Raw genomic sequence first — 20,763 nt, forward strand, 5'->3', positions numbered from 1 at the left:
ATAAGGAGAAAGATATGAATAAGACTTATTATTTTCTACTGATATTAGCTATAACAGGCATTGCACAAGCTAATCTTATTACTAACGGTGATTTTGCTGATGGTAATGCCAATTGGCCGGAGACCGGTTCATGGGGTGGTCAAAACCTTTCATTCGCCAATGGTGAGCTGTACATGGACAGTAATGCATCGAATCTTGATGACACAGAGGACTATGGAGCCTTTGCCCGCAGTGAACGGTTTTCGGTTTATCAGGGGATGGAGCTTGGTTACAGTATTGACTATGCAACATGGGTGTCGGCTACTCCGCAAACTGAAGGTTATCTCTTCAGACTTCAGTGTTTTGATGATCAGGGAGAATGGGTCGGCGACATTCTTTTAGAAGAGATTACTGACCATACTGGATTCGGCTGGAACACACTGACCGGACAGTTTACAGTGGATTTCGCTAATGTTGCCGAAGCGACTGTTGAGCTCAGTAACGGAGCTTATAACAGTTTCAATGGAGCTGTTAAAGTTGACAACATTGCTCTGTTCGGCCCGTCTGCTTGGGATCCTGTTCCGGAAAACGGTGCTCAAGATGTTGGAACTGTTCAGAATGAAGCTTGTGATGTTGACTTGAGCTGGAAGACAGGGCTGAAAATTGCCGATCCTACCATTCCTGATCCGAATATAGTTACTCATTACGTGTATCTCAACGACGGCAGCGGATGGACGCTTCAGGATGATGTAAACGCCGACAGCCCCGAAGCGACATACACGCTCACAGGTTTGTCTTTCAATAAGCAATACCTCTGGCGGGTAGATGAGGGCGTCAGCCTTGCAGGCGGCGGCGTAAGCGGGCCTGAAGACCCTGAAACCATTCAAGGGCCGGTCTGGTCTTTCGGCAGCTATGTAACCTTGTCAATTACTGAACAGCCCGAGACTGCTGCTGTAGATGCTGGAAGCGATGTTGACTTTACTCTCGCAGCAGAAACCTTGTTTGACTCGCCAATCTCGTATCAATGGTATAAGTCCGCAGATGATGTTGTTGACGATAGCGACGAGGCTCTCACCAGCGGGGATGTATTGACGCTCACTGATGTGGACTTGACTGATGAGACATTCTATTACTGCGCCGTATCTTCCGGTTCCCTTACGCTGCATTCAAATGTGGTTTCGCTTGGCATTCGCCGGAAATTAGCGCACTGGAGCCTTGATGATGTCGATTATTCCGAAAGCCAGTATATAGACCTCAGCAATTCAGGGAATGATGCCTCTGTTGGAGGAACTCCGGAATTTGTTGATGGTTTCGTAAACGGCGATCAAGACCCGAATACATTAAAGGCAAACGGTGCTGTTAAGATATATGAAAACGATGGATGGGCTGATGCAGGAACATTTAACCCTGCCGAATATTCAGACCAGTTCACCGTTAGCGGATGGTTCAAGTGGACTCAGCACAGCGATCCTGCTGTTGACTGGAATACTCTCGTATCCAAGCGCGATAACTGGACTAGCAGCGATGACAATATGTTTATGATTCTCGTTGCAGGCCCGTCAAAGCAGCTCGTGATGCAGTCTTGGGGAGATGGCTATATTGGCTCCGGCCAGGATTCTGTACAGCCTAATGAATGGTATCATTTCGCAGCAGTTTACACCGGCGAAGTTGGCAGAGTGTATCTCAACGGCCAGTTTGCAGGTGAAGCCGAATATCCGATGCAGGGCGGCGAAGACTCCACATTCTACATCGGAAGAATTGGCGACGACCTCGGCCAGCGTTTTGATGGTGCAATTGATGATATTCAAGTTTATAATTACGCTCTGAGCTCTGAGCATATTGCAGGCTTGTATCAGGACGAAACGGGCGAAACAATTTGTCTGAAAGATCTTGTATGGTACGATCTGACAGACGACTGTGCCGTAAATATGGATGATTTTATGGTAATGGTTGATCAATGGCTTGATTCAGGTATGTATCCGGCCGAATAGAAGAGATTGAGCGATGGGGTTCCGGACTATTCCGGGACTCCTCCTTTTAAGTTTTTTTATAACGATCTTTAATAATCATTGTGAAATCAGCTGCAGCTTGATACAGATCAGTCATTGACAAAATTGATAAAAGTAGAAAGAATGCAAATGAAAAATAAATATCTTAAATTAAACAGCGCTTTTACGCTAATCGAATTGCTGGTGGTCATTTCCATTATCGCTTTGCTTATGGCCATCCTTATGCCGGCATTATCGCAGGCAAGGCAAATGGCAAAAACGCTTGTATGCGAGAGCAACATACGTGGTTTGAACGTTGCTTGGCATACCTACGCATCGGATAATGACAGCAAAATCCCAGGGGCAAACGTGTACAATCCTAAAGAGCAGGAGTGGATAGAGACACATAAATGGGACTGGGCTTGGGCTCCTTGGAACAGTGAAGGCCAAAGGGGCGGCGGGGCAATAATCGACAGTCCAACGATTGAGCATCGCAAGGAAGGTATTCGGCTTGGAAGCCTCTTTCCTTACACTGAAAGCGTGGATCTTTATCACTGTCCTTCAGATAAATCAGGCAATTTCAGGACATATTCTATTCCCGATTCACTTAACGGAAGTTTAGACTGGGGGTGGACTCATCTTGATCGGACTGTCCAGATTTCTTCTCCCAGCACTTCTTATAACTTTGTTGGAGAGTATGACGGCCGCAACTTTAATCGCGGCTCATGGGCACTTGGCCCTTATGAACAAAGATGGGAAGATCAAACCTGGCATGACCCGATTTCCGTGTGGCACAGAGGCAAGACGAATTTCGGTTATGTGGACGGCCATGTTGAAACAAGGGATTTGAGCGACGAAACTGTTGAAGCTTTTGAGCGTCTCAGAGCGCATCCAGGGACATTTTCGCCCGTAACAGATGAAGGCAAAGCGGATATGAAGTATATACATGACGGTTGGCCTCAACCCTAATAAACAGGTATGAAATAATACGCCGGCCACTATTTAGCAGCCGAAGTAAAAAAAATTAATGTAAACAAAATCTTGAAAAATGTTTTTCAGGAATTAAACATTCCCTGTCAATTCTTTGGCATAATATCAAGCAGTTAAACCTTACGGCAATTAGGATTAATTTATGGCATTAAAAAAGCAAGCGGTTACAGCACTTCTCCTTTTGTATTATTTTTGCGGCATCGCTGTTGGCGGTGAGGAATGGGTGGGCGGTGATACTGCAGCTAATTTGATTCTTAACGGAAGCGCTGAAAATGATTTTTATGGTTGGAATTATTCCTATGGCGTGAGTATAGTTAATGACGGTACCGAAGGAGCTCACTGTTTTGAGCTAAAACGCGATTTCTCAGACCGTTACCAAGACCTTCGCAGCGATGAGATCAATGTTACTGGCTGCGGGGAAATAATGATTCGATTTGCCGTCATGGCAATGGATGGGGCAAGCAGCGACGGGCAAGTTGATGTTCGCTTTTCCAGTCATAATGAATTTTTAGGACAGGAGCAGTTCGCAATTGATGCCGGAATTACTGAATGGACTTATGTTTCGCATATAGTTTCAGTGGAGGAAGGTGCTGATGTTATGGATGTCCGGTTCTTAATTGATGAATCAACCGAGGGAACTTTTCTCATTGATGACATATCTGTTTACCGCGCACCTATGGATTTTGGTATTTCATCTCCCGAGCACCTCTATGTAATTGATTTTCATTCTAAATATCTAAATGATGCCAAACGAATAGCCCTTACTTCATTGCAGGGCATACTTGCGCAGAATAAGCCGGAGTTGTATTTTATAGATGGAGGCGGAAGGTATCAAATGTATCTGGATGACTTGAAAAACAGATATGGCATAACTGCCACCAGAAATGACTACCTGTCTTTTTACCTTGATAAGTACAAAGATGAGCTTGCTGGATACGTGCTTTATGATTTCGATGACGTTGATTCGTTCAGCGCAGCTATGTCTTTGGCGGGAGTGTTGAGGGCTGTACCTCTGGATATCTCGCTTGAAAGCGATGTAAATCGAAGATGGCCGGAGCTGCAAATGCTTGTTGACTGCAGAGGCAAAACAGAGCAATGGGTTTATCAAAATTATTGGCACAGGCTAAACCATAATGCAATAACTATTCAGGATACTGATCAGAGCAGCAGAAAGTTTTTCCTTCGGGATTTGGGAGCAGCTTCCAAGGCAATCTCATGGTGGAACAGCGACTACTCTGCAACCCAGCAGGTGTTTGAATCAATGAACCCTAATTCCTCTGTTTGGGGATGGGATAATCCGGCAGCCCCGGGCGAATTGAGCGCTGTTGATTTTCACAGCCAAAACAGTCTTTTTCAGGTGCCGGCAGACTGGATGCTTAACCTATCCACATTTGCAGGGATGGCCTCTTATGAGCCGGAAATAGAATTGAAACATCCTGCGAGCGATAAGGAGTATGAAAAGAAAACTGATGTTCACCATGTTGCTTTTATGATGAGCGATATGGACAATATCAACGTCGTGTTTCATCCGCTCTCACATTGGTTCGATCCTCAATATTTCGGCCAGTTTCCTATGGGCTGGGGCATGCAGGCTTCTATGGTTGAAGTAGGCCCTTCAGTGATGGATTGGTGGTACCGCAAAGCAGGGGATAATAATTCCTTCTCTGCATACTCAGGACAGGGATATATGTATCCTTCTAAATTCCCAGAGCTCGATAGTTATTCAACCGTACTTAATAGTTATATGAAAAAAGGCGACCTTGAGTCGATGGTGATTTTAGACAATTATTCGGATGGATGGGATAAACCTCTTACATTCAGCGGATACAAGGATTTTGCAGGCAAGTACACCCGCTTTGACAATTTAAAAGGGCTCTTCTATGTTGATGTGCAGGGTGATTACGCCCGCTATGACGGGAAAATACTTTGGTTTGACGGTAAGCCTATGGTAGCCACGAGGTACACTTTATGGGATTCGCAGCAGTATGAAGGAGTCAGCCGAACAGGTGAACAATTGGCAAACAGTATCAATCAGTTAGCGGCAGATTCTACCAGTGAGGATGGTTATAGTTTTGTTATAGTCCACGCATGGAGTTATGGTCTTGAGCAGGTGCATAATGCTATTCAGAATTTGGATGAAAATGTCAGGGTTGTAACACCCGATGAAATGATAGATCAATTGTATTTTAACACCGATACAGCATACTGGCCGTTTGAATTAGATACTGAAAACCGCTTTGCGGATAATCATTCTTACGAAAAGTTCGGCGAGCCTGAATTTGTTGCTGAGGACAATGCCAAAAGAGGTATTAGTGGAATAAGTTTTGACGGCGATGACGACTGCATAGACTTTGGCAATCAAGCCGGCTCATCCGAATGGCTCACAGCAGCCTTCTGGATGAAATCCAGAAGACTCCAGCTTCAGGTTCCCGTTGATAAGCTGCCTAACGATAACAGCGGCACCGGCTGGAATGTTAAATTGCGTGAGACCGGCGAGGTATGGTTCCGCGTTGGCAGTGAATCCAATAATCAAACCATTATCGCACCAAACGGCTATTCGCCGGGTGAGTGGGTGCATGTAGCCTGTACGCTGAATGAAAACGTAGGGCGGCTTTATATAAATGGCGAGCTTGCTGCAGAACGAACTGATATCGTTCATTCGCCGGCGAATACCTCTGTGCCGATTCGAATTGGAAAACCCGCAGAAGCTGCAGTTGAGGAAGCTTTCTTTGGCATACTTGACGATGTGGTTATCTACGGCAGACCGCTTTCCCACGAAGAAATTAGATCTCTTATGAATGAAGGCCCCTGTTCTCCGTATCTTAAGGGTGATTTGAATAAAGACTGCCGGGTGAATAAGACAGATCTTTTGCAGTTTGGGAAAAGCTGGCTGGAAAACGGTGAAGGAATTTCTGCGGATATTGATCAAAATCAAAGCGTTGACCTCAGAGATTTTCCTTATTTGTCTGATGGCTGGGAAAAATAAACTCTGCTGGAGTTTTTTTTTTGAGTTTGCAGGCAGTTTGAATTGTTCAAAAATAGTTTTGCTGATTAGTAATTGTGAAATCAGCATTTTTGATTAATAAATAAGTGATAAATTTTTAACTGGCTTAGGGTTTGCGATTAAAATTGAAAGCAGAGCTCTTTTATTGTAAGGAGCATCATTTTAATTGCTTCAATTTATCCAGACCTTAACTAAGAGGAGCAAATTATGGAAGTGAAAAAATTAGCATGTTTTATTGTTGTCTGCGTTCTTGGAGCTGCTGCTTTGGCTGAAGAGATTGACTACGGGGCAGACGAAGTCAATGCGATGCAGGAACGAAGAGATATGGTTAAGGGCGGGAAGTCTGATTATAATTATTTGGCTTTAAAAAACCACAAAGGGCCGAGCGGTGTGCCGCTGGGCGGTATCGGGACAGGCTGCTTTGATATTGCTCCAAACGGAGCTTTCACTCGTATCGCTCTGAATAATACTCACGAAGCAGGAGTCTTGAAAGATGTGCAGGGCAGTTTCCTGGCTTTCTGGAACGGGGAAGATGCAAAACTCCTGCAGCGTAAAAGCGTTGCCGGTATGGATACGATAGACAACGTTACCTACACAGGGCTTTTCCCAACAATCAAATGCGATTACGGCAATGGTGTTACACTAAACGCCTACTCCGGCCTAATCCCCCACAACATCAAAGATTCCTCGCTGCCTGTTGCATGGCTTGATGTTACTGTGAAAAATACAACCGGCAAAGACAGTGATTTCAGCGTTGCATTCTCATGGGAGGATGTAATTGCCAGAGGCATTTCTGACTACGCTGACCCTTCTATATTCAATCAAGTAAGCAATAACGCGTGGAGCTTGAATACAGTAAAAGACAAGCATCCCGAAAAAGGCTTACAGCCTATGGAAAAACCTCAAACACGAGTAGTCCCGTTGGAAGTAGGCAGTTTTTCAGGGCTCTTGCAGTATTCAAAGAAGCTTAAACCTTCAAAAATGACCTACCAGAACTACAACAACAAAACAGCAATTCTGGCTGAGAACAGTTCTGGTGTAAAAGTAAGCTTTCTTCCCGAATGGAAAGTTGATAATCCAAAAGCGTGGAAATCTTTTGTAAAGTCAGGCGAGTTTGAACCTGATATGAGCCAGCCTCTCTCCTCGCATGGCGAAGGAGCTGCTGCTTCGGCTGTTTCTATAAAAACGCATCTCAAGGCCGGAGAATCCAAAACGGTCCGTTTTATGCTGGCATGGTTTGCTCCCGAATACAAAATTGACCGTGAAAAAGCCGATCCAGTTACTTATTTCGGTTCTGCTGATTACTGCCGGTATTACCATAACTATTTCGATAATATTAAAGAGCTTGTTTCGTATGCAGCGAAAAATCGCTCGAGAATTCTCAACAAATCACGTGAATGGCATAAGCCGGTTCTCGATTCAACTATGCCTGACTGGCTCAAATTCAAGTTGATAAACAGCGGCTACGTTATTTATACAAACTCCATTCTCAACAAAGCTGGAGATTTCACCGTGATGGAGGGTATGATGGGCGGTTTGGCTGGTACTATGGACCAGCGGATGAGCTCGCATCCGTTCTTCCAGAAATTCTTCACAGAAATAGACCGTTCTGAAATGGAGCTGTTCGGTCATACGCCCGGTTCAATGGGGCAAATTCTGCACTTTGACGGCCACTACTACATCGGCATTGCCTCCAGAGACGGCCAAACTCCAACCCCGGAGGGCTGGATGCTTGATAATTCCGGCAGCTGGCTCGTGCAGCTTGCAAAAGAATATCAGCAGACAGGCGATTTAGAATACATAGCCCAGTTCCGTGATGAGATTAAGGGAGCTGTTGCCTTTCTGAAAGAAAGAATGCTCTACGACTTGGAAATACCCGTTGGCTACACGACCTATGACGATTTCTGGCATCCGGATATTTATTCATACACCGCAACAACTTATCCTGTCTTCATGGATGCTGCCGCTGTGCTTTTTGAGGCTCTGGGCGAGAATCAGCTTGCTCAAGAATGCCGTTATCAGAAGGAAAGAAGCGTTCAGGATGCTGTTAATTATTTGTGGAACGGTAAGTATTTTGCCTATGGATGCGATCCTGACGGCACGAACCGCCTTGATGATGTGATGTTCAGCGGGCAGTTGGCAGGCCAGTTTGTTTCTCGTTATTGTCAGTGGAACGAGAATTTCCCTGTTGAGATGGTCAAATCTTCAATTATAGCCCAGCTTAAAACAAATGTTGGTAATTCGGTTGATTATTATGCACCTAAGGTATGGGATATTCCAGCCAAGCAGGCCGAGCAGGGCGATTACGGCAAGTCAACATGCTGGCCGTTTTATCTTGAAAGCTATACTGCTATGGCAGCAATGCAGGCAGGATTTCTGCAGGATGGGCTGGATATTATGAAACACATCCAGCTTGTGCATCTGCGTAACGGCTGGACATGGACGCAAAATCTATGGCAGCCCGATGAGGTTACATATATGACAGCTCCGGTAACATGGTTTGTAACAGATGTGCTGGCTGGAGCAGGCGTTGATGTTACAAAAAATACTCTGTACCTTGCTCCTGTTTCGATGGAAAAGCAGGGCAAGGTGCAGCTCCCGCTGTTCTATCCTAAATTCTGGGCTGTTGTAACGCTTGATAACAATAACAAAACTGCGAGCCTCAAAGTAACCAAAACCTTTGGCGAAGAGAAATATAAAATCGATCGTTTAATCTGTCGTCCTGTTGGAAAGTCGTTTGCTCAGCAGAAGACTTTTGATATTAGCCCTGTAACCCTCAAGGCCGGAAAAACTATCGACTTATCTGAGTATTATAATGCAATTACAGATGCCGAAATACACGAACCTATTCTCGATAAAATTGAAGTAGTACCATTTAAAGAATATACGCCGGCAAAATCATTGAAGTATCCCGAGATAAAATCAGCTCAAGACTTCTTTATTGACAGCATTGAAGTAAGTATTGCTTCTGAGAAGGGCGATATATACTATACACTTGATGGGTCTGACCCAAAAGCTGAAGGTAAAAAATACACGAAACCTTTCAAAGTAGATACCGAGACAACTGTTCTTGCTGTCGCTTCCAGCGACGGTTTGTACAGTCCTGTCCAAAGCAAGACCTTTACCAAGGCCGAGCCTCTCTCTCCGGATCTTGAAAACCCCGTCCGATTCAGATATCAGCTTTATAAGGGGTATTTTCAGAAACTTCCGGACTTTGCATTTCTTGAGCCCGTTAAAAGCGGAATTGCAGTTGACAGCAATGTTAAGAGGTTTAGATTTAAGGACAATTTTGCGGTTCTCTATGAAGGCTCTGTTACGATCGAAAAAGATGGTGTTTATACTTTCAGCCTTCGTTCAGATGACGGCTCACGTTTAACTGTTGGCGGTAAAGTTCTGAGTAATGACGGCGTGCATGACGCCACAGACACAAAGACCATGACTGTTCCTCTAAGTAAAGGTATCTACTCGGTTAAGGTAGAATATTTTGAGAACGAAGGGGGAGAGCTGCTCGAGGTTAAATGGCAGCCATCCGGTTCTGATTCAAAAGAAGTTTCGCTTTTTTAATCTGAAGTGGTTTTGCGCTCAAACTGTTTCTCAGTATAAAGTGCCGTTTTGGAAAACTGGCAAAGAAAGCGTGTAAAAGATATACAACTCGCTAAAAGGTGAATTTGATGAAGAACTTTAAAATATTGATTGCAGGCTTGGTTTTATCAGTCTGCACCTTACATAGCTATGCGGATAACAGTGTAAGGCTTGTAACTGATCGAAGCCTCGAGTTGACGGGGTTTCAGGACAGCAGGCCGTATTCTCCTGAATGCGATTTCCGTAATGATTTCGCAATGGTGTATGGTGCTTCCCGTCCCGATCTCATTGATGACCTTAAGTCTTGGAAGCAGAAGGATTATCTCCCTCACCTGATGACGGGAATCGCTTGGGGGCAATACTCTGATTTTGAGGATTTTGAGGGCAGCTCAATTATGTCTCTCTCTCAAGTGGATGCCGATGGTTCGCAAAAGCTCCACGGGCATATGAATCCTTACATTGTCCCCTCAATCGAGTTTGCAGACTATATTACCGAAAAGCTTAAAACTGCAATTGATGCCGGAGTTTTGGCCATACATCTGGAGGAGCCGGAATTTTGGGCTTACACTGGTTTTTCTGAAAAGTTTCAGAAGGAATGGAAGCTTTTTTATGATGAACCTTTTACACGTCCGGACTCATCCATAAATGCGCAATACAAGGCCAGCAAGCTGAAATATTACCTTTACACGCGCACCATTCGTCGTGTAGCGGAGGCCTGCAAGGATTACGCCCTTAGAAAACACAATCGAGAATTGAGGATCTATGTTCCTACTCACAGCCTCATAAACTATACTCATTGGAATATTGTTTCTCCCCAGTCCTCTCTGATAGATTCAGACGTTATAGACGGCTGTATTGCTCAGGTCTGGACAGGCACTTCCAGAACCCCGAATGTTTATGAGGGCAATCGGGCAGAACGGACTTTCGAAACTGCTTTTCTGGAATATGGCGTTATGCAGGAGCTAGTTCGAAATACTGATCGGCGTTTGTGGTTTCTTCACGATCCAATCGAGGATAATTCAGGCTACGGCTGGGATGATTACAAATATAATTACAAAGCAACATTGATCGCTTCCCTGCTTCAGCCCCATATATGGCGTTATGAAATATGTCCTTGGCCCCATAGAGTCTTTGAAAGAAGTTATCCCAGAGGTTCAGAGAACGCCAAACCCATACCGGCTGATTATGCCACTACGCTCTGCACAGTATTCAATCAGCTTCGAGATATGCGTCAGGAAGAGAATGAATGGGTAAATGCATCTCACGGGATCGGAGTTTTGATAGCTGATTCGGCGATGTTCCAAAGAGCCCAGCCCGTTTTTCGTGAGGCAGCGGGAAATATGGATAACCCCAAAAGGGCAAGCGAGTCAGAAATTGAGGATTTCTCTGCTTTTTACGGTTTGACGCTTCCTCTTCTAAAGCACGGGATCCCTGTTCAGGCCGTTCAGCTGGATAATACTGTAAGATTTGCAAATTACCTAACGGACTATAAGGTTCTTGTTCTCAGCTACGAATTTATGAAGCCGCAGACGCCTGCTGTTAATCAGGCTTTGGCCGAATGGACTGCGCAAGGCGGTGTATTGGTCTATGTCGGAGCTGATGAAGACCCGTTCAATAATGTCTCTGAATGGTGGAACATGGGTGATAAAGAATGCCAGACCCCCTCTGGGCATTTACTGGAACTTATGGGCATCAAATCCGAAACAGAAGATGGGATTTACAGCTTCGGTGAAGGAAAGGTTTTCCTTTCCCGGAAGCATCCCGCCTACTACAGCCGGTCTGAAAAAGCCGCCGATGAATATCGCTCAATTTTGAGTCATGCAGCTAAGGCAGCGGGCATGAAGTATAACCGAAATAATTATCTGCAGCTCAATCGCGGGCCTTATGTTATAGCGGCATGCTTGGAAGATTCAATCAGCAAAAAGCCGCTTGAGCTTGAAGGGCTTTTTGTAGATCTGTTAGACAGCAACCTTCCTGTAAAGAAAAAAGTATCTGTAAGCCCAGGCCAGCGCATCTGGCTGATGGATTTGAAAAAGCTTGAGAAGAATAAAGCCCAGCCAATAGCTTCTGCAGCGAGGATTGAGAGCTGGGAAAAACTTGACGACGGCATTGAATTAAAACTGTCTGCTCCAAGGGATGTAAAAATTGTTTCCCGAATCCGTTTACCTAAAAAGCCACTCAGAATGCTTATAGACAATAAAAATTTCGCTGATTTTTCATGGCATAAACATAGCAAAACCGTGTTTTTTAAATCGCCTGCTTTTGAAAAAATTCAAAGTGTTAAAATATTCTGGTAAAAAAACAAAGTTAGCATTTACATTGGAGAAATTTTAAATGGGTAAAATTTACAAAAACTTATTTCTGCTGCTCTTTTTGAGCGTTTTAATTTTTAGTCCTGCAATGGCCGGGAAAAGCCAATCACCGATTGATTATGTAAATCCATTGGTTGGTTCGGATTCGGCCTTCGAATTTTCCAACGGCAACACTTATCCTGCTATAGCTCTTCCCTGGGGCATGAATTTCTGGACGCCGGTAACGAATACTGATCAGCTCAACGGCTGGTGCTACAACTACGACGACTATAAGATTTGCGGATTCAAGCAGACCCATCAGCCCAGCCCTTGGATCAGCGACTACGCCCGTTTTGCCCTTATGCCGGTAGTCGGCGAGCTAAAAGTTCGAACGGAAGAGCGCGCGAGCTGGTTTTCTCATAAGGCCGAGACGGTAAAGCCGCACTACTACAAGGCCTATCTGGCCGATTACGATGTAACCGCAGAGATCACACCTTCCCAAAGGGCTGCTCAGTTTCGCTTTACATTCCCCGAATCAGATAAATCCTACGTACTGCTGGATGCCTTCAATCAGGGCTCATACGTAAAGATCCTGCCCGAGAAGCGAATGATCATAGGCTACTGCCGCAACAACAGCGGCGGCGTACCTGATAACTTCCATAACTATTTCGCTGCAGTTTTCGACAAGGATTTTGAAGAAGTTTCCACCTGGAGCGACTGGAAAATCAAAAAGGGCAGCAGTGAGAAGAAGGGCGAACATGTCGGAGCGGCTGTCAGATTCAAAACCGGCAAGGGCGAGAAGGTGAACGTTAAAGTGGCCTCTTCGTTTATCAGCCTTAAGCAGGCAAAGCTGAATCTCAAACGAGAGATAGGCAATGAAACCTTCTCGCAAACCCGCTCAAAAGCAAAGGATATATGGAATAAGCAGTTAAACAGAATCAGGGTAAATGGCGGAACTGAAAAACAGTACGGCAATTTCTACACAGCGCTTTACCGCACTCTGCTTTTCCCGAGGAAGTTCTACGAATTCAATGAAGACGGCAAGATGGTTCATTACAGCCCATACAACGGCAAGGTGCTCCCGGGATATATGTTCACAGACAACGGTTTCTGGGATACATTCCGCGCAGTCTTCCCGTTCTTCACTGTGATGTACCCCGAGCTGAATGCCGATATTATGAAGGGCCTTGTAAACACCTACAAGCAGAGCGGCTGGCTTCCGGAATGGGCAAGCCCGGGACACAGAGACTGCATGGTGGGCTCTAATTCTGCTTCGATAATCGCTAATACCTACCTCAGCGGAATAAGGGGCTACGACATTGAAACTCTCTACGAAGCTATTCTGAAAAATTCCGAAAATCAGCACCCGAAGCTCTCTTCGGTAGGCAGGCTCGGCGTTGACTATTACAACGAAAAGGGTTATATTCCCTGCGATGTAGGTGTAAATGAGAGCATTGCCCGCACGCTTGAATACAGCTATGCCGATTATACTGTCTGGAAGCTTGCAGAGGCTCTGGATAAACCAGAAGAGCATATTAAGCGTTTCCGTAAGAGAGCCCAATACTACAGAAACGTTTTTGATAAAAGCACGAATTTTATGAGAGGCAAAAAAGAAGACGGCAAATGGCAGTCTCCATTCGCTCCTGAGAAATGGGGCGGGGTTTTCACTGAAGGCTCAGCATGGCATTACACGTGGTCTGTTTTTCAGGATCCAAAGGGGCTTATGAATCTGATGGGCGGCAAGAAAGCGTTCGCAGAAAAGCTTGATTCTGTTTTTACAACGCCGCCGAAATACGACGCTTCTTATTACGGCTTCCCGATACACGAGATCATAGAGATGACCGTTGTTGATATGGGTCAGTACGCCCACGGGAATCAGCCAATCCAGCATATGATATACCTCTACAACTATGCCGGCCAGCCATGGAAGGCGCAGAAATGGGTCAGGGAGGTTATGGACAGGCTCTACCAGCCACGCCCGGACGGCCTTTGCGGCGATGAGGATAACGGCCAGACCTCAGCGTGGTATGTATTCTCAGCCCTTGGATTTTATCCGGTATGTCCGGGTTCAGGGGAGTTTGTGATAGGAAGTCCGATTTTCAAGGAGGCTGAAATGAAGCTTGAAAACGGGAATATCTTTACCGTTGAGGCCGAAGAGAACAGCAAAGATAATATATATATTCAATCTGCCCGTTTGAACGGCAGACCGTATTCAAAGACTTACCTGAATTACGAAGACATCCAGAAGGGCGGAACAATATCTTTCGATATGGATGATGAGCCGAACAAAGACTGGGGCAATGCCCCTTCCGATGCCCCTTACTCAATGTCTGAAGAGTTGGAGTAAGACATATTGCGGGGTTTATATTGTTAATGTACAGAATTTAATAACAGTTTAATTTTACGAAAGGCAGAATCGTGAGAATCCAAACAATTCCAATACTATTTGTATTTCTGATGATGGGCGTTGCCGATGCAATGGGGCCTATGTCTGAGGCGGTAAGGGAGAATTACGAGCTCAGCAACGTAACAGCAACCCTTCTTTCATTCTTTGTATTTATAGCGTTCGCTGTTTTCAGCGTTCCGGGCGGTCTTCTTGCCGCAAGGATCGGCAAGAAAAGGCTACTTCTGCTCGGCCTCGGCCTCAATGCGATAGCAATGCTGATACCCTGCCTTACAGAACCAACATTTGCGGTTCTGCTGGGCTGCATTTTTGTTCTCGGAATCGGAACAACATTCCTTCAGGTAGCGGGCAATCCGATTATGCACGATGTGAGCGCTGAGGGCAAATACGGCCGAAACCTCAGCTTCGCGCAAGGCTTCAAGGGGATTGGAAGCTCGGTTTCCTCTTACCTTGTAACGGCTGTAGCGGGATTTGCGATATTCAAGACACTGGGCTGGAGAGGCGTATTTCCGATTTTCTTCGTGCTTATGGCAGCGGCCTTTATCTGGGTCTGCACTATCAAAGTAAACGAGACAAAGGCAGACGTTCCCCCAAGCCTGAAGTCCGGACTTGGTCTTTTGAAAAAGCCGGTTTACGCTTTAGCGGTTCTCGGGATATTTTTATACGTGGGCTCTGAGGTATGTATGGCAAGGTTCCTCCTGCCTCTTCTTGAAAAGATGGGACTTGAAGAATCCACTGCAACCAAATTCGGCCCTGCATTTTTCTTCCTTATGCTTACTGTCGGCCGTCTGGGCGGGGGTGCTGTACTGAACTTCCTCTCACAGCGTACATTCTTCAGGCTCTCAGCCCTGATGGGTCTTGTCGGGGCATTGATACTTATGTTCGGTGCATCGAATATAGCGGTAATAGGAGTATTGCTTTCAGGCCTTGGTTTTGCTAATATATGGCCAATGCTTTTCTCTATTACAGTAGAGAAGGATCCCGCCCGCGGAAGCGAGCTCAGCGGTCTTATGTGTATGGCAATCTCAGGCGGAGCTCTCGTGCCTCTGCTGATGGGGCAATTTGTTGATATGGGCCTTGGTACTAAGGCATTTATCGTTCCAGTTGTATGCTTTGTGTATCTTCTGGTGCTTTCCCTTGAGAAGGACCAGCCCAAGCAGATTGAACCAGAATCAGCAGCAAGTTCCTGATTAAATGAGGTGAGAAATGAATCCAGCAAATGATAACAGAATTGTATTAACCCTTGATGCAGGGGGAACGAATTTCGTTTTCTCTGCGATGCAGGATATGAAGGAAATAGTTGAGCCGGTAAAACTGCCCGCCTTCGCAGACGACTTGGATAAGAGTCTTGGTTCGATGGTGAAGGGTTTCTCTGAGGTGATCGAGAAGCTCCCGCAGAAGCCGGCGGCAATCAGCTTTGCTTTTCCCGGCCCTGCGGACTATCCCAACGGTATTATAGATAACGTAGGCAATCTTCCCGCCTATGCGGGGGGAATCCCTTTGGGCAGCTATTTGGAAGAGAAATTCCAGATACCCGTATATATAAACAACGACGGGGATTTGTTTGTTTACGGGGAGGCGATTGCCGGCTTCCTGCCTAAGGTCAACAGTATGCTCGAGAATGCAGGCTCGCCCACACGCTTCAAGAATCTGTTCGGCATAACAATCGGAACAGGCTTCGGTGCGGGGATAGTTTCAAACGGAGAGCTCTTCATAGGCGACAACTCCGCAGCAGGCGAGATATGGATCACCAGAAACAGCAAGTACTCCGAGTGCTTCGCTGAAGAGGGCGTAAGCATAAGGGCGGTAAAGAATAAGTATGCAGAGCTTGCGGGGATATCGCCGCAAAACGCTCCCGAGCCAAAGGATATTTACGAAATCGCCAACGGCAATCAAGAAGGCAGTAAGCAGGCAGCCCTGGATTCGTTTGCCGAGCTGGGTGAGATTGTTGGCGATTCGCTTGCCAACGCAATCACGCTTATAGACGGGATTATCGTAGTAGGCGGCGGGCTTTCCGCTGCGTACGATATGTTCATAGATTCAGCGTTGAGGCAGATGAACGGAACTATCAGCAGCTATGCAGGCGAGCCCAAGCCGAGAATTATTCAGAAAACCCTCGATCTGGAGAGCGAAGAAGGGCGGAGGGAATTTATCGAAGGCAAGGTTAAGCAGCTGAAGGTCCCCGGGACTGATAAAGAAATTCCATACGACTCTATGAAACGTATTGGAATCGGCAGGGCCGTCCTCGATACAAGCCGAGCCATCGCAATAGGAGCATACGCTTATGCACTGAGTGAACTGGATAAAAGCTGATTATACAAGAAAGGATTATCAAATGATAAACAGACGCGATTTTATGAAAAGTACTGCTGGGATATTAGCTTTTCATACAGCTCCAGTATTAAGCTCTGAAGCCGGGTTTAAGGAGAAGCCAAACATACTTATCATTATGGCAGATGATATGGGGTATTCGGATGCAGAATGATTTGGAGGAGAGGTTCGTACACCGAATTTATCTTCTCTTGCGGATAATGGTTTGCGTTTTACCCAGCATTATTCTTCAGGCCGATGCTGGCCTTCCCGCGCCTGCCTTTTAACCGGTTACTACGCTCAGCATATACGCCGCGACAGCCTACCGGGGATAAAAAAAGGGAAAAGACCTTCTTGGGCGCCGACTGCGCCTCATTTCTTTAAAAATGGGGGCTATAAGTCTTACCACAGCGGAAAGTGGCACATTGACGGCAGTCCTGAACAGGGCGGTTTTGACCGTTCGTGGGGAAGTCATAATAACGGCTGCGACTGGGACAGATTCTTCGACTCAAAGCCTTGGCAGGAAGACGACCTCAAAGCACCGGCACAAAAAGGTGAGCAGTATTATTCAACTACTGCCATCGCAGACCATGCTATTGCATGCCTGAAACTTCATCAGGAAAAACATCCGGACAGCCCTTTTTTCCAGTATATGGCATTTTATTCGCCGCACTTCCCCCTGCAGGCACTGCAAAAAGACATAGACTCGTATCAAGGAGTTTACAGGAAGGGATGGGATGCTGTAAGGCAGGAGAGATTAGAACGTATGAAAAAAATGGGGATTGTTAATTGCGGTCTCTCCGAGCGTGAACCCAATATAATCCCGCATTGGAATATGTCCGAAAAGGGCTTAAAACAAAAGATTGATGAAGGTGAAGCCGCTTACGCCGTAGCTTGGGATACACTTACTGAACAGGAAAAAGAATTTCAGGCGAAGAAAATGTCTATCCACGCCGCTATGATTACCCGTATGGATATTGAGATTGGGCGGGTGATAAGGCAGCTGAAGAAAATGGGTGCCTATGAAAACACCCTGATACTATTTGCAAGCGATAACGGGGCAAGTGCTGAGCAGTTTATCCGCGGGGACGGCCATAACCCCGATGCACCTTTGGGTTCGGCAGAAAGTTATTTATGCCTTGGGCCTGGCTGGTCAACAGCGGCTAATACCCCCTTCAGACTGCATAAACACTGGAATCATGAAGGCGGAATAAGTTCTCCTTTTATTGCTCATTGGCCTAATGGAATCAAAAACACAGGTGAACTAAGAGATGACCCTTCACATTTCATTGATGTCCTGCCAACCTGTATGGATGCGGCTGGACTCAAATTTCCTGAAAAAACTGAGGGTGGGAAGAACGTGCCGAAACGCCTTGGGAAAAGTTTACTGCCGGCATTCAAGAAAAATGGAGCAGTAAAACATAACTGCTTATGGTGGGCGCACAGCAGCAATAGGGCTTTGCGCAAGGGGGATTGGAAGATATCTGCCAGAAGAGCAAGCAATGGTCAGACGGGGCCTTGGGAGCTGTACAACTTAAAGTTTGACAGATGTGAAATGAATAATCTGGCCTCTAAACACCCGGATAAAGTTAATCAGTTAGCTTCGAAATGGCATGAAATTGCAGAAGGTTTTAAGAAAGACTTGTCAGGGTGATAGAGAAGCTTTTCGAAGATCCAGTTTTAGGAAACTTCTGTTAGAGTTTTTCATTTAAATCCGTTGGCGACAGGCTGAGCTTTACAGGATATTAAAGCGTTTGCTTGGCTTTAATTGTCGTATCTTGGCGATTTGAATTGCTGGAATTACTACGAAAGCACGTTTTTTGGCAAAATATTAAAAAAAGTTTTAAAATTTTTTGTTTTTTATTTGCATCCTTGTCAATTTTTATTACTATGTTCGCTCTATTTTGAGCTTTAGCGGGGACGGTGTGAGTATTGGTCTGAGCTACTCCGTGCTTGATAAGGCGTTGAGTTCCGCTGCTGTAGCTCAGTTGGTAGAGTACATCCTTGGTAAGGATGGGGTCATGGGTTCAAGTCCCATCAGCAGCACTTGCCCAGCCTTGCTAAGCTTGAAATAAGCGTACAATAAATCGGCGAAAATTAAAGAGAATTTATGTAATCTGAATTTTAGGGAGTAAACCTGAAATGGCAAAAGCAGTATTCGAAAGGACCAAACCGCACCTAAACATTGGTACAGTTGGTCACATTGACCACGGTAAGACAACTCTTACAGCGGCAATCACAATGCGCATGGCGAACAATCGCGGCGAAGAGGGCAAAAGATTTGATGAAATCGACAATGCTCCCGAAGAGAAAGAGCGCGGTATTACTATTAACACCGCTCACGTAGAGTATGAAACAGACAAAAGGCACTATGCACACGTTGACTGTCCTGGACACGCCGACTATGTAAAGAACATGATTACTGGTGCTGCTCAGATGGACGGTGCTATTATGGTGGTAGCGGCTTCAGACGGCCCGATGCCTCAGACACGTGAGCACCTCCTGCTCGCACGTCAGGTAAACGTTCCCAGAATTGTTGTGTTTATGAACAAGGTAGATCAGGTGGATGACCCTGAGCTGCTCGAACTGGTAGAAATGGAAATTCGTGAGCTTCTCAGCAAGTACGAATTCCCGGGTGATGAAGTACCGATTGTTCAGGGTTCTGCTCTGAAGGCTATGGAATCAAACGGCAAGGATGACGATGCCTGTAAGTGCATTGATGATCTTATGGGTGCAGTTGACGACTACATCCCGGTACCTGAGCGTGCTGTAGATCAGAAATTCCTTATGCCTGTTGAAGACGTGTTCTCAATCAAAGGCCGCGGTACTGTAGGAACAGGCCGTGTAGAGCGCGGAGTTATCCACGTGAACGACGAAGTTGAGATCGTTGGCCTCGGCGAGACACGAAAGACAACCTGTACAGGTGTTGAGATGTTTAACAAGACACTTAACGAAGGTCAGGCTGGTGATAACGTTGGGCTTCTTCTTCGCGGCGTTGAAAAGAAAGACCTCGTACGCGGTCAGGTGCTCGCTACTCCGAAGTCTATTACACCGCATACTAAATTCAAGTGTGAGGTTTATGTGCTTACTAAGGAAGAAGGCGGCCGTCACAGTCCGTTCTTTGCAGGATACCGTCCTCAGTTCTATTTCCGTACTACTGACGTAACAGGCTCTGTAAACAAGATTATGAGCCGTGAAGGTAACGAAGCTGAGATGTGTATGCCGGGCGATAATATCGCTATGGAAGTTGAAATTATTGCACCTATCGCTATGGAAGATGGACTGCGCTTTGCTATTCGTGAAGGCGGACATACCGTAGGCGCTGGTGTTGTTACCGAAATAATCGAGTAACCAGCTTAAGTTAATATCAGTCGGGCGGTCAAACCGGCCGTCCGGCTTTTTTTATCTCAAATTTTTTATTAGGATCTTTTCTGCCGCTGCGGGAACGTTTTCTCTTCAAATATCGGCGGAATTGTTTGCAGCCAGCTCTATTTTAGAGGCCAGTAAGAGGTAAAAAGAATGGCAAAATCACTCAAAAGAGAACACGTTTGGTTTGAATGCAAAGATTGCGGTTCAAGGAATTATCGAACACCTGTAAATGTGGTGGGCGGTGTTCCTAAAATTGAGCTGAAAAAATACTGCAAAAATGAACGCAAGCATACTGTTCATAAGATCAGACGAAAATAAAACGCGCTTAGGACACTAGCTCAATCGGCAGAGCATTGGTTTCCAAAACCAAAGGTTGGGGGTTCGATTCCCTCGTGTCCTGTTTATAATAAAAATGGCGCATAATATTTGGCAGAGGTAATCCATGCAGCTATATATATATAAAAGAGGACAGGGATATCATACTCGTTTATGGACAAGTCTTGCGTGTTTTGCGCTGGCCTGCTGGGGATGCTACAGGCTCAGCGAGATGCTTACAATGACAGAGAACCCGTGGATTGAGTATATGGTACCGGCAGCTTTGCTTGCGGGGCTGAGCTGGCTGATTTATTCTGTCCAGAATAAACCAAGTTTTGCAGATTTCCTCATCGAATCAGAGGGAGAGCTCAAGAAGGTAAGCTGGTCTTCCAGAGCACAGATTATAGCTTCTACGATGATTGTGATATCTGTAGTCGTGATAATCTCAATACTTCTTGGTGCTGTAGATGTTGGTTTCCGCTCTATGTTTGAGTATGTGTTCAAGATTTACTCGTAAGTGAGGTCTGTTTT

The 20,763-nt window shown here is 45.6% G+C and carries 12 protein-coding genes, 2 tRNA genes and 1 pseudogene; all 15 read left to right on the forward strand.

Annotated elements, in window-relative coordinates; genetic code table 11:
* Positions 1-14 precede the first annotated feature (14 nt).
* The 15 genes and pseudogenes from L21SP3_RS10695 (at position 15) to secE (ending at position 20,749) form a co-directional block, all read left to right on the forward strand.
* Positions 15-1,970 (forward strand): LamG-like jellyroll fold domain-containing protein, encoded by a 1,956-nt coding sequence (locus L21SP3_RS10695; RefSeq protein WP_077541372.1) that lies wholly within the window; start codon positions 15-17, stop codon positions 1,968-1,970.
* 147 nt (positions 1,971-2,117) lie between these two features.
* Positions 2,118-2,936, forward strand: a complete 819-nt coding sequence (locus L21SP3_RS10700; protein WP_161488189.1) for a type II secretion system protein — start codon at positions 2,118-2,120, stop codon at positions 2,934-2,936.
* 163 nt (positions 2,937-3,099) lie between these two features.
* Positions 3,100-5,943 carry a LamG-like jellyroll fold domain-containing protein gene (locus tag L21SP3_RS10705; RefSeq protein WP_077541376.1) on the forward strand — a complete coding sequence of 948 codons (2,844 nt, stop codon included), beginning with the start codon at positions 3,100-3,102 and terminating at the stop codon, positions 5,941-5,943.
* A gap of 225 nt (positions 5,944-6,168) precedes the next feature.
* A complete protein-coding gene (locus L21SP3_RS10710; protein WP_077541378.1) occupies positions 6,169-9,525 on the forward strand; it encodes a GH116 family glycosyl-hydrolase in 3,357 nt (1,118 codons plus the stop codon).
* 107 nt (positions 9,526-9,632) lie between these two features.
* A complete protein-coding gene (locus tag L21SP3_RS10715) occupies positions 9,633-11,840 on the forward strand; it encodes a hypothetical protein (RefSeq protein WP_077541380.1) in 2,208 nt (735 codons plus the stop codon).
* A 37-nt stretch (positions 11,841-11,877) separates the two neighbouring features.
* Positions 11,878-14,181: a GH92 family glycosyl hydrolase gene (locus L21SP3_RS10720; protein ID WP_077541382.1), complete on the forward strand. Its 2,304-nt coding sequence runs from the start codon at positions 11,878-11,880 to the stop codon at positions 14,179-14,181.
* Between the two features lie 71 nt (positions 14,182-14,252).
* The gene (locus L21SP3_RS10725; protein ID WP_077539333.1) at positions 14,253-15,428 is read left to right on the forward strand and encodes an MFS transporter; all 1,176 of its coding nucleotides are present in this window, start codon (positions 14,253-14,255) and stop codon (positions 15,426-15,428) included.
* Positions 15,429-15,444: 16 nt separating this feature from the next.
* A complete protein-coding gene (locus L21SP3_RS10730) occupies positions 15,445-16,551 on the forward strand; it encodes an ROK family protein (RefSeq protein ID WP_077539332.1) in 1,107 nt (368 codons plus the stop codon).
* Between the two features lie 22 nt (positions 16,552-16,573).
* Entirely contained in the window at positions 16,574-16,723 is a 150-nt protein-coding gene (locus tag L21SP3_RS12035; protein ID WP_161488190.1) for a hypothetical protein, read from the forward strand.
* 15 nt (positions 16,724-16,738) lie between these two features.
* A pseudogene (locus tag L21SP3_RS10735) lies at positions 16,739-18,202 on the forward strand (sulfatase-like hydrolase/transferase); the annotation flags it as partial.
* Positions 18,203-18,521: 319 nt separating this feature from the next.
* Positions 18,522-18,594, forward strand: a tRNA-Thr gene (locus L21SP3_RS10740).
* Positions 18,595-18,690: 96 nt separating this feature from the next.
* On the forward strand, positions 18,691-19,899 hold the full coding sequence (gene tuf / locus L21SP3_RS10745; RefSeq protein ID WP_077541384.1) for an elongation factor Tu: 1,209 nt from the start codon (positions 18,691-18,693) through the stop codon (positions 19,897-19,899).
* 168 nt (positions 19,900-20,067) lie between these two features.
* Positions 20,068-20,235: a 50S ribosomal protein L33 gene (gene rpmG / locus L21SP3_RS10750; RefSeq protein ID WP_077541386.1), complete on the forward strand. Its 168-nt coding sequence runs from the start codon at positions 20,068-20,070 to the stop codon at positions 20,233-20,235.
* Between the two features lie 9 nt (positions 20,236-20,244).
* Positions 20,245-20,317: transfer RNA gene (locus L21SP3_RS10755), tRNA-Trp, on the forward strand.
* A 42-nt stretch (positions 20,318-20,359) separates the two neighbouring features.
* Positions 20,360-20,749: a preprotein translocase subunit SecE gene (gene secE / locus L21SP3_RS12195; protein WP_077541388.1), complete on the forward strand. Its 390-nt coding sequence runs from the start codon at positions 20,360-20,362 to the stop codon at positions 20,747-20,749.
* Positions 20,750-20,763 lie beyond the last annotated feature (14 nt).

Source organism: Sedimentisphaera cyanobacteriorum (assembly GCF_001997385.1).
Taxonomy (GTDB): Bacteria; Planctomycetota; Phycisphaerae; order Sedimentisphaerales; family Sedimentisphaeraceae; genus Sedimentisphaera; species Sedimentisphaera cyanobacteriorum.

What these genes read in the sequence shown, in the direction of transcription:
- L21SP3_RS10695 (WP_077541372.1), top strand. Translation starts at nt 15, where the DNA reads ATGAATAAGACTTATTATTTTCTACTGATATTAGCTATAACAGGCATT.
- L21SP3_RS10710 (WP_077541378.1), top strand. Translation starts at nt 6,169, where the DNA reads ATGGAAGTGAAAAAATTAGCATGTTTTATTGTTGTCTGCGTTCTTGGA.
- secE (WP_077541388.1), top strand. Translation starts at nt 20,360, where the DNA reads ATGCAGCTATATATATATAAAAGAGGACAGGGATATCATACTCGTTTA.
- L21SP3_RS10705 (WP_077541376.1), top strand. Translation starts at nt 3,100, where the DNA reads ATGGCATTAAAAAAGCAAGCGGTTACAGCACTTCTCCTTTTGTATTAT.
- L21SP3_RS10730 (WP_077539332.1), top strand. Translation starts at nt 15,445, where the DNA reads ATGAATCCAGCAAATGATAACAGAATTGTATTAACCCTTGATGCAGGG.
- L21SP3_RS10715 (WP_077541380.1), top strand. Translation starts at nt 9,633, where the DNA reads ATGAAGAACTTTAAAATATTGATTGCAGGCTTGGTTTTATCAGTCTGC.
- L21SP3_RS10720 (WP_077541382.1), top strand. Translation starts at nt 11,878, where the DNA reads ATGGGTAAAATTTACAAAAACTTATTTCTGCTGCTCTTTTTGAGCGTT.
- L21SP3_RS10700 (WP_161488189.1), top strand. Translation starts at nt 2,118, where the DNA reads ATGAAAAATAAATATCTTAAATTAAACAGCGCTTTTACGCTAATCGAA.
- L21SP3_RS12035 (WP_161488190.1), top strand. Translation starts at nt 16,574, where the DNA reads ATGATAAACAGACGCGATTTTATGAAAAGTACTGCTGGGATATTAGCT.
- rpmG (WP_077541386.1), top strand. Translation starts at nt 20,068, where the DNA reads ATGGCAAAATCACTCAAAAGAGAACACGTTTGGTTTGAATGCAAAGAT.
- tuf (WP_077541384.1), top strand. Translation starts at nt 18,691, where the DNA reads ATGGCAAAAGCAGTATTCGAAAGGACCAAACCGCACCTAAACATTGGT.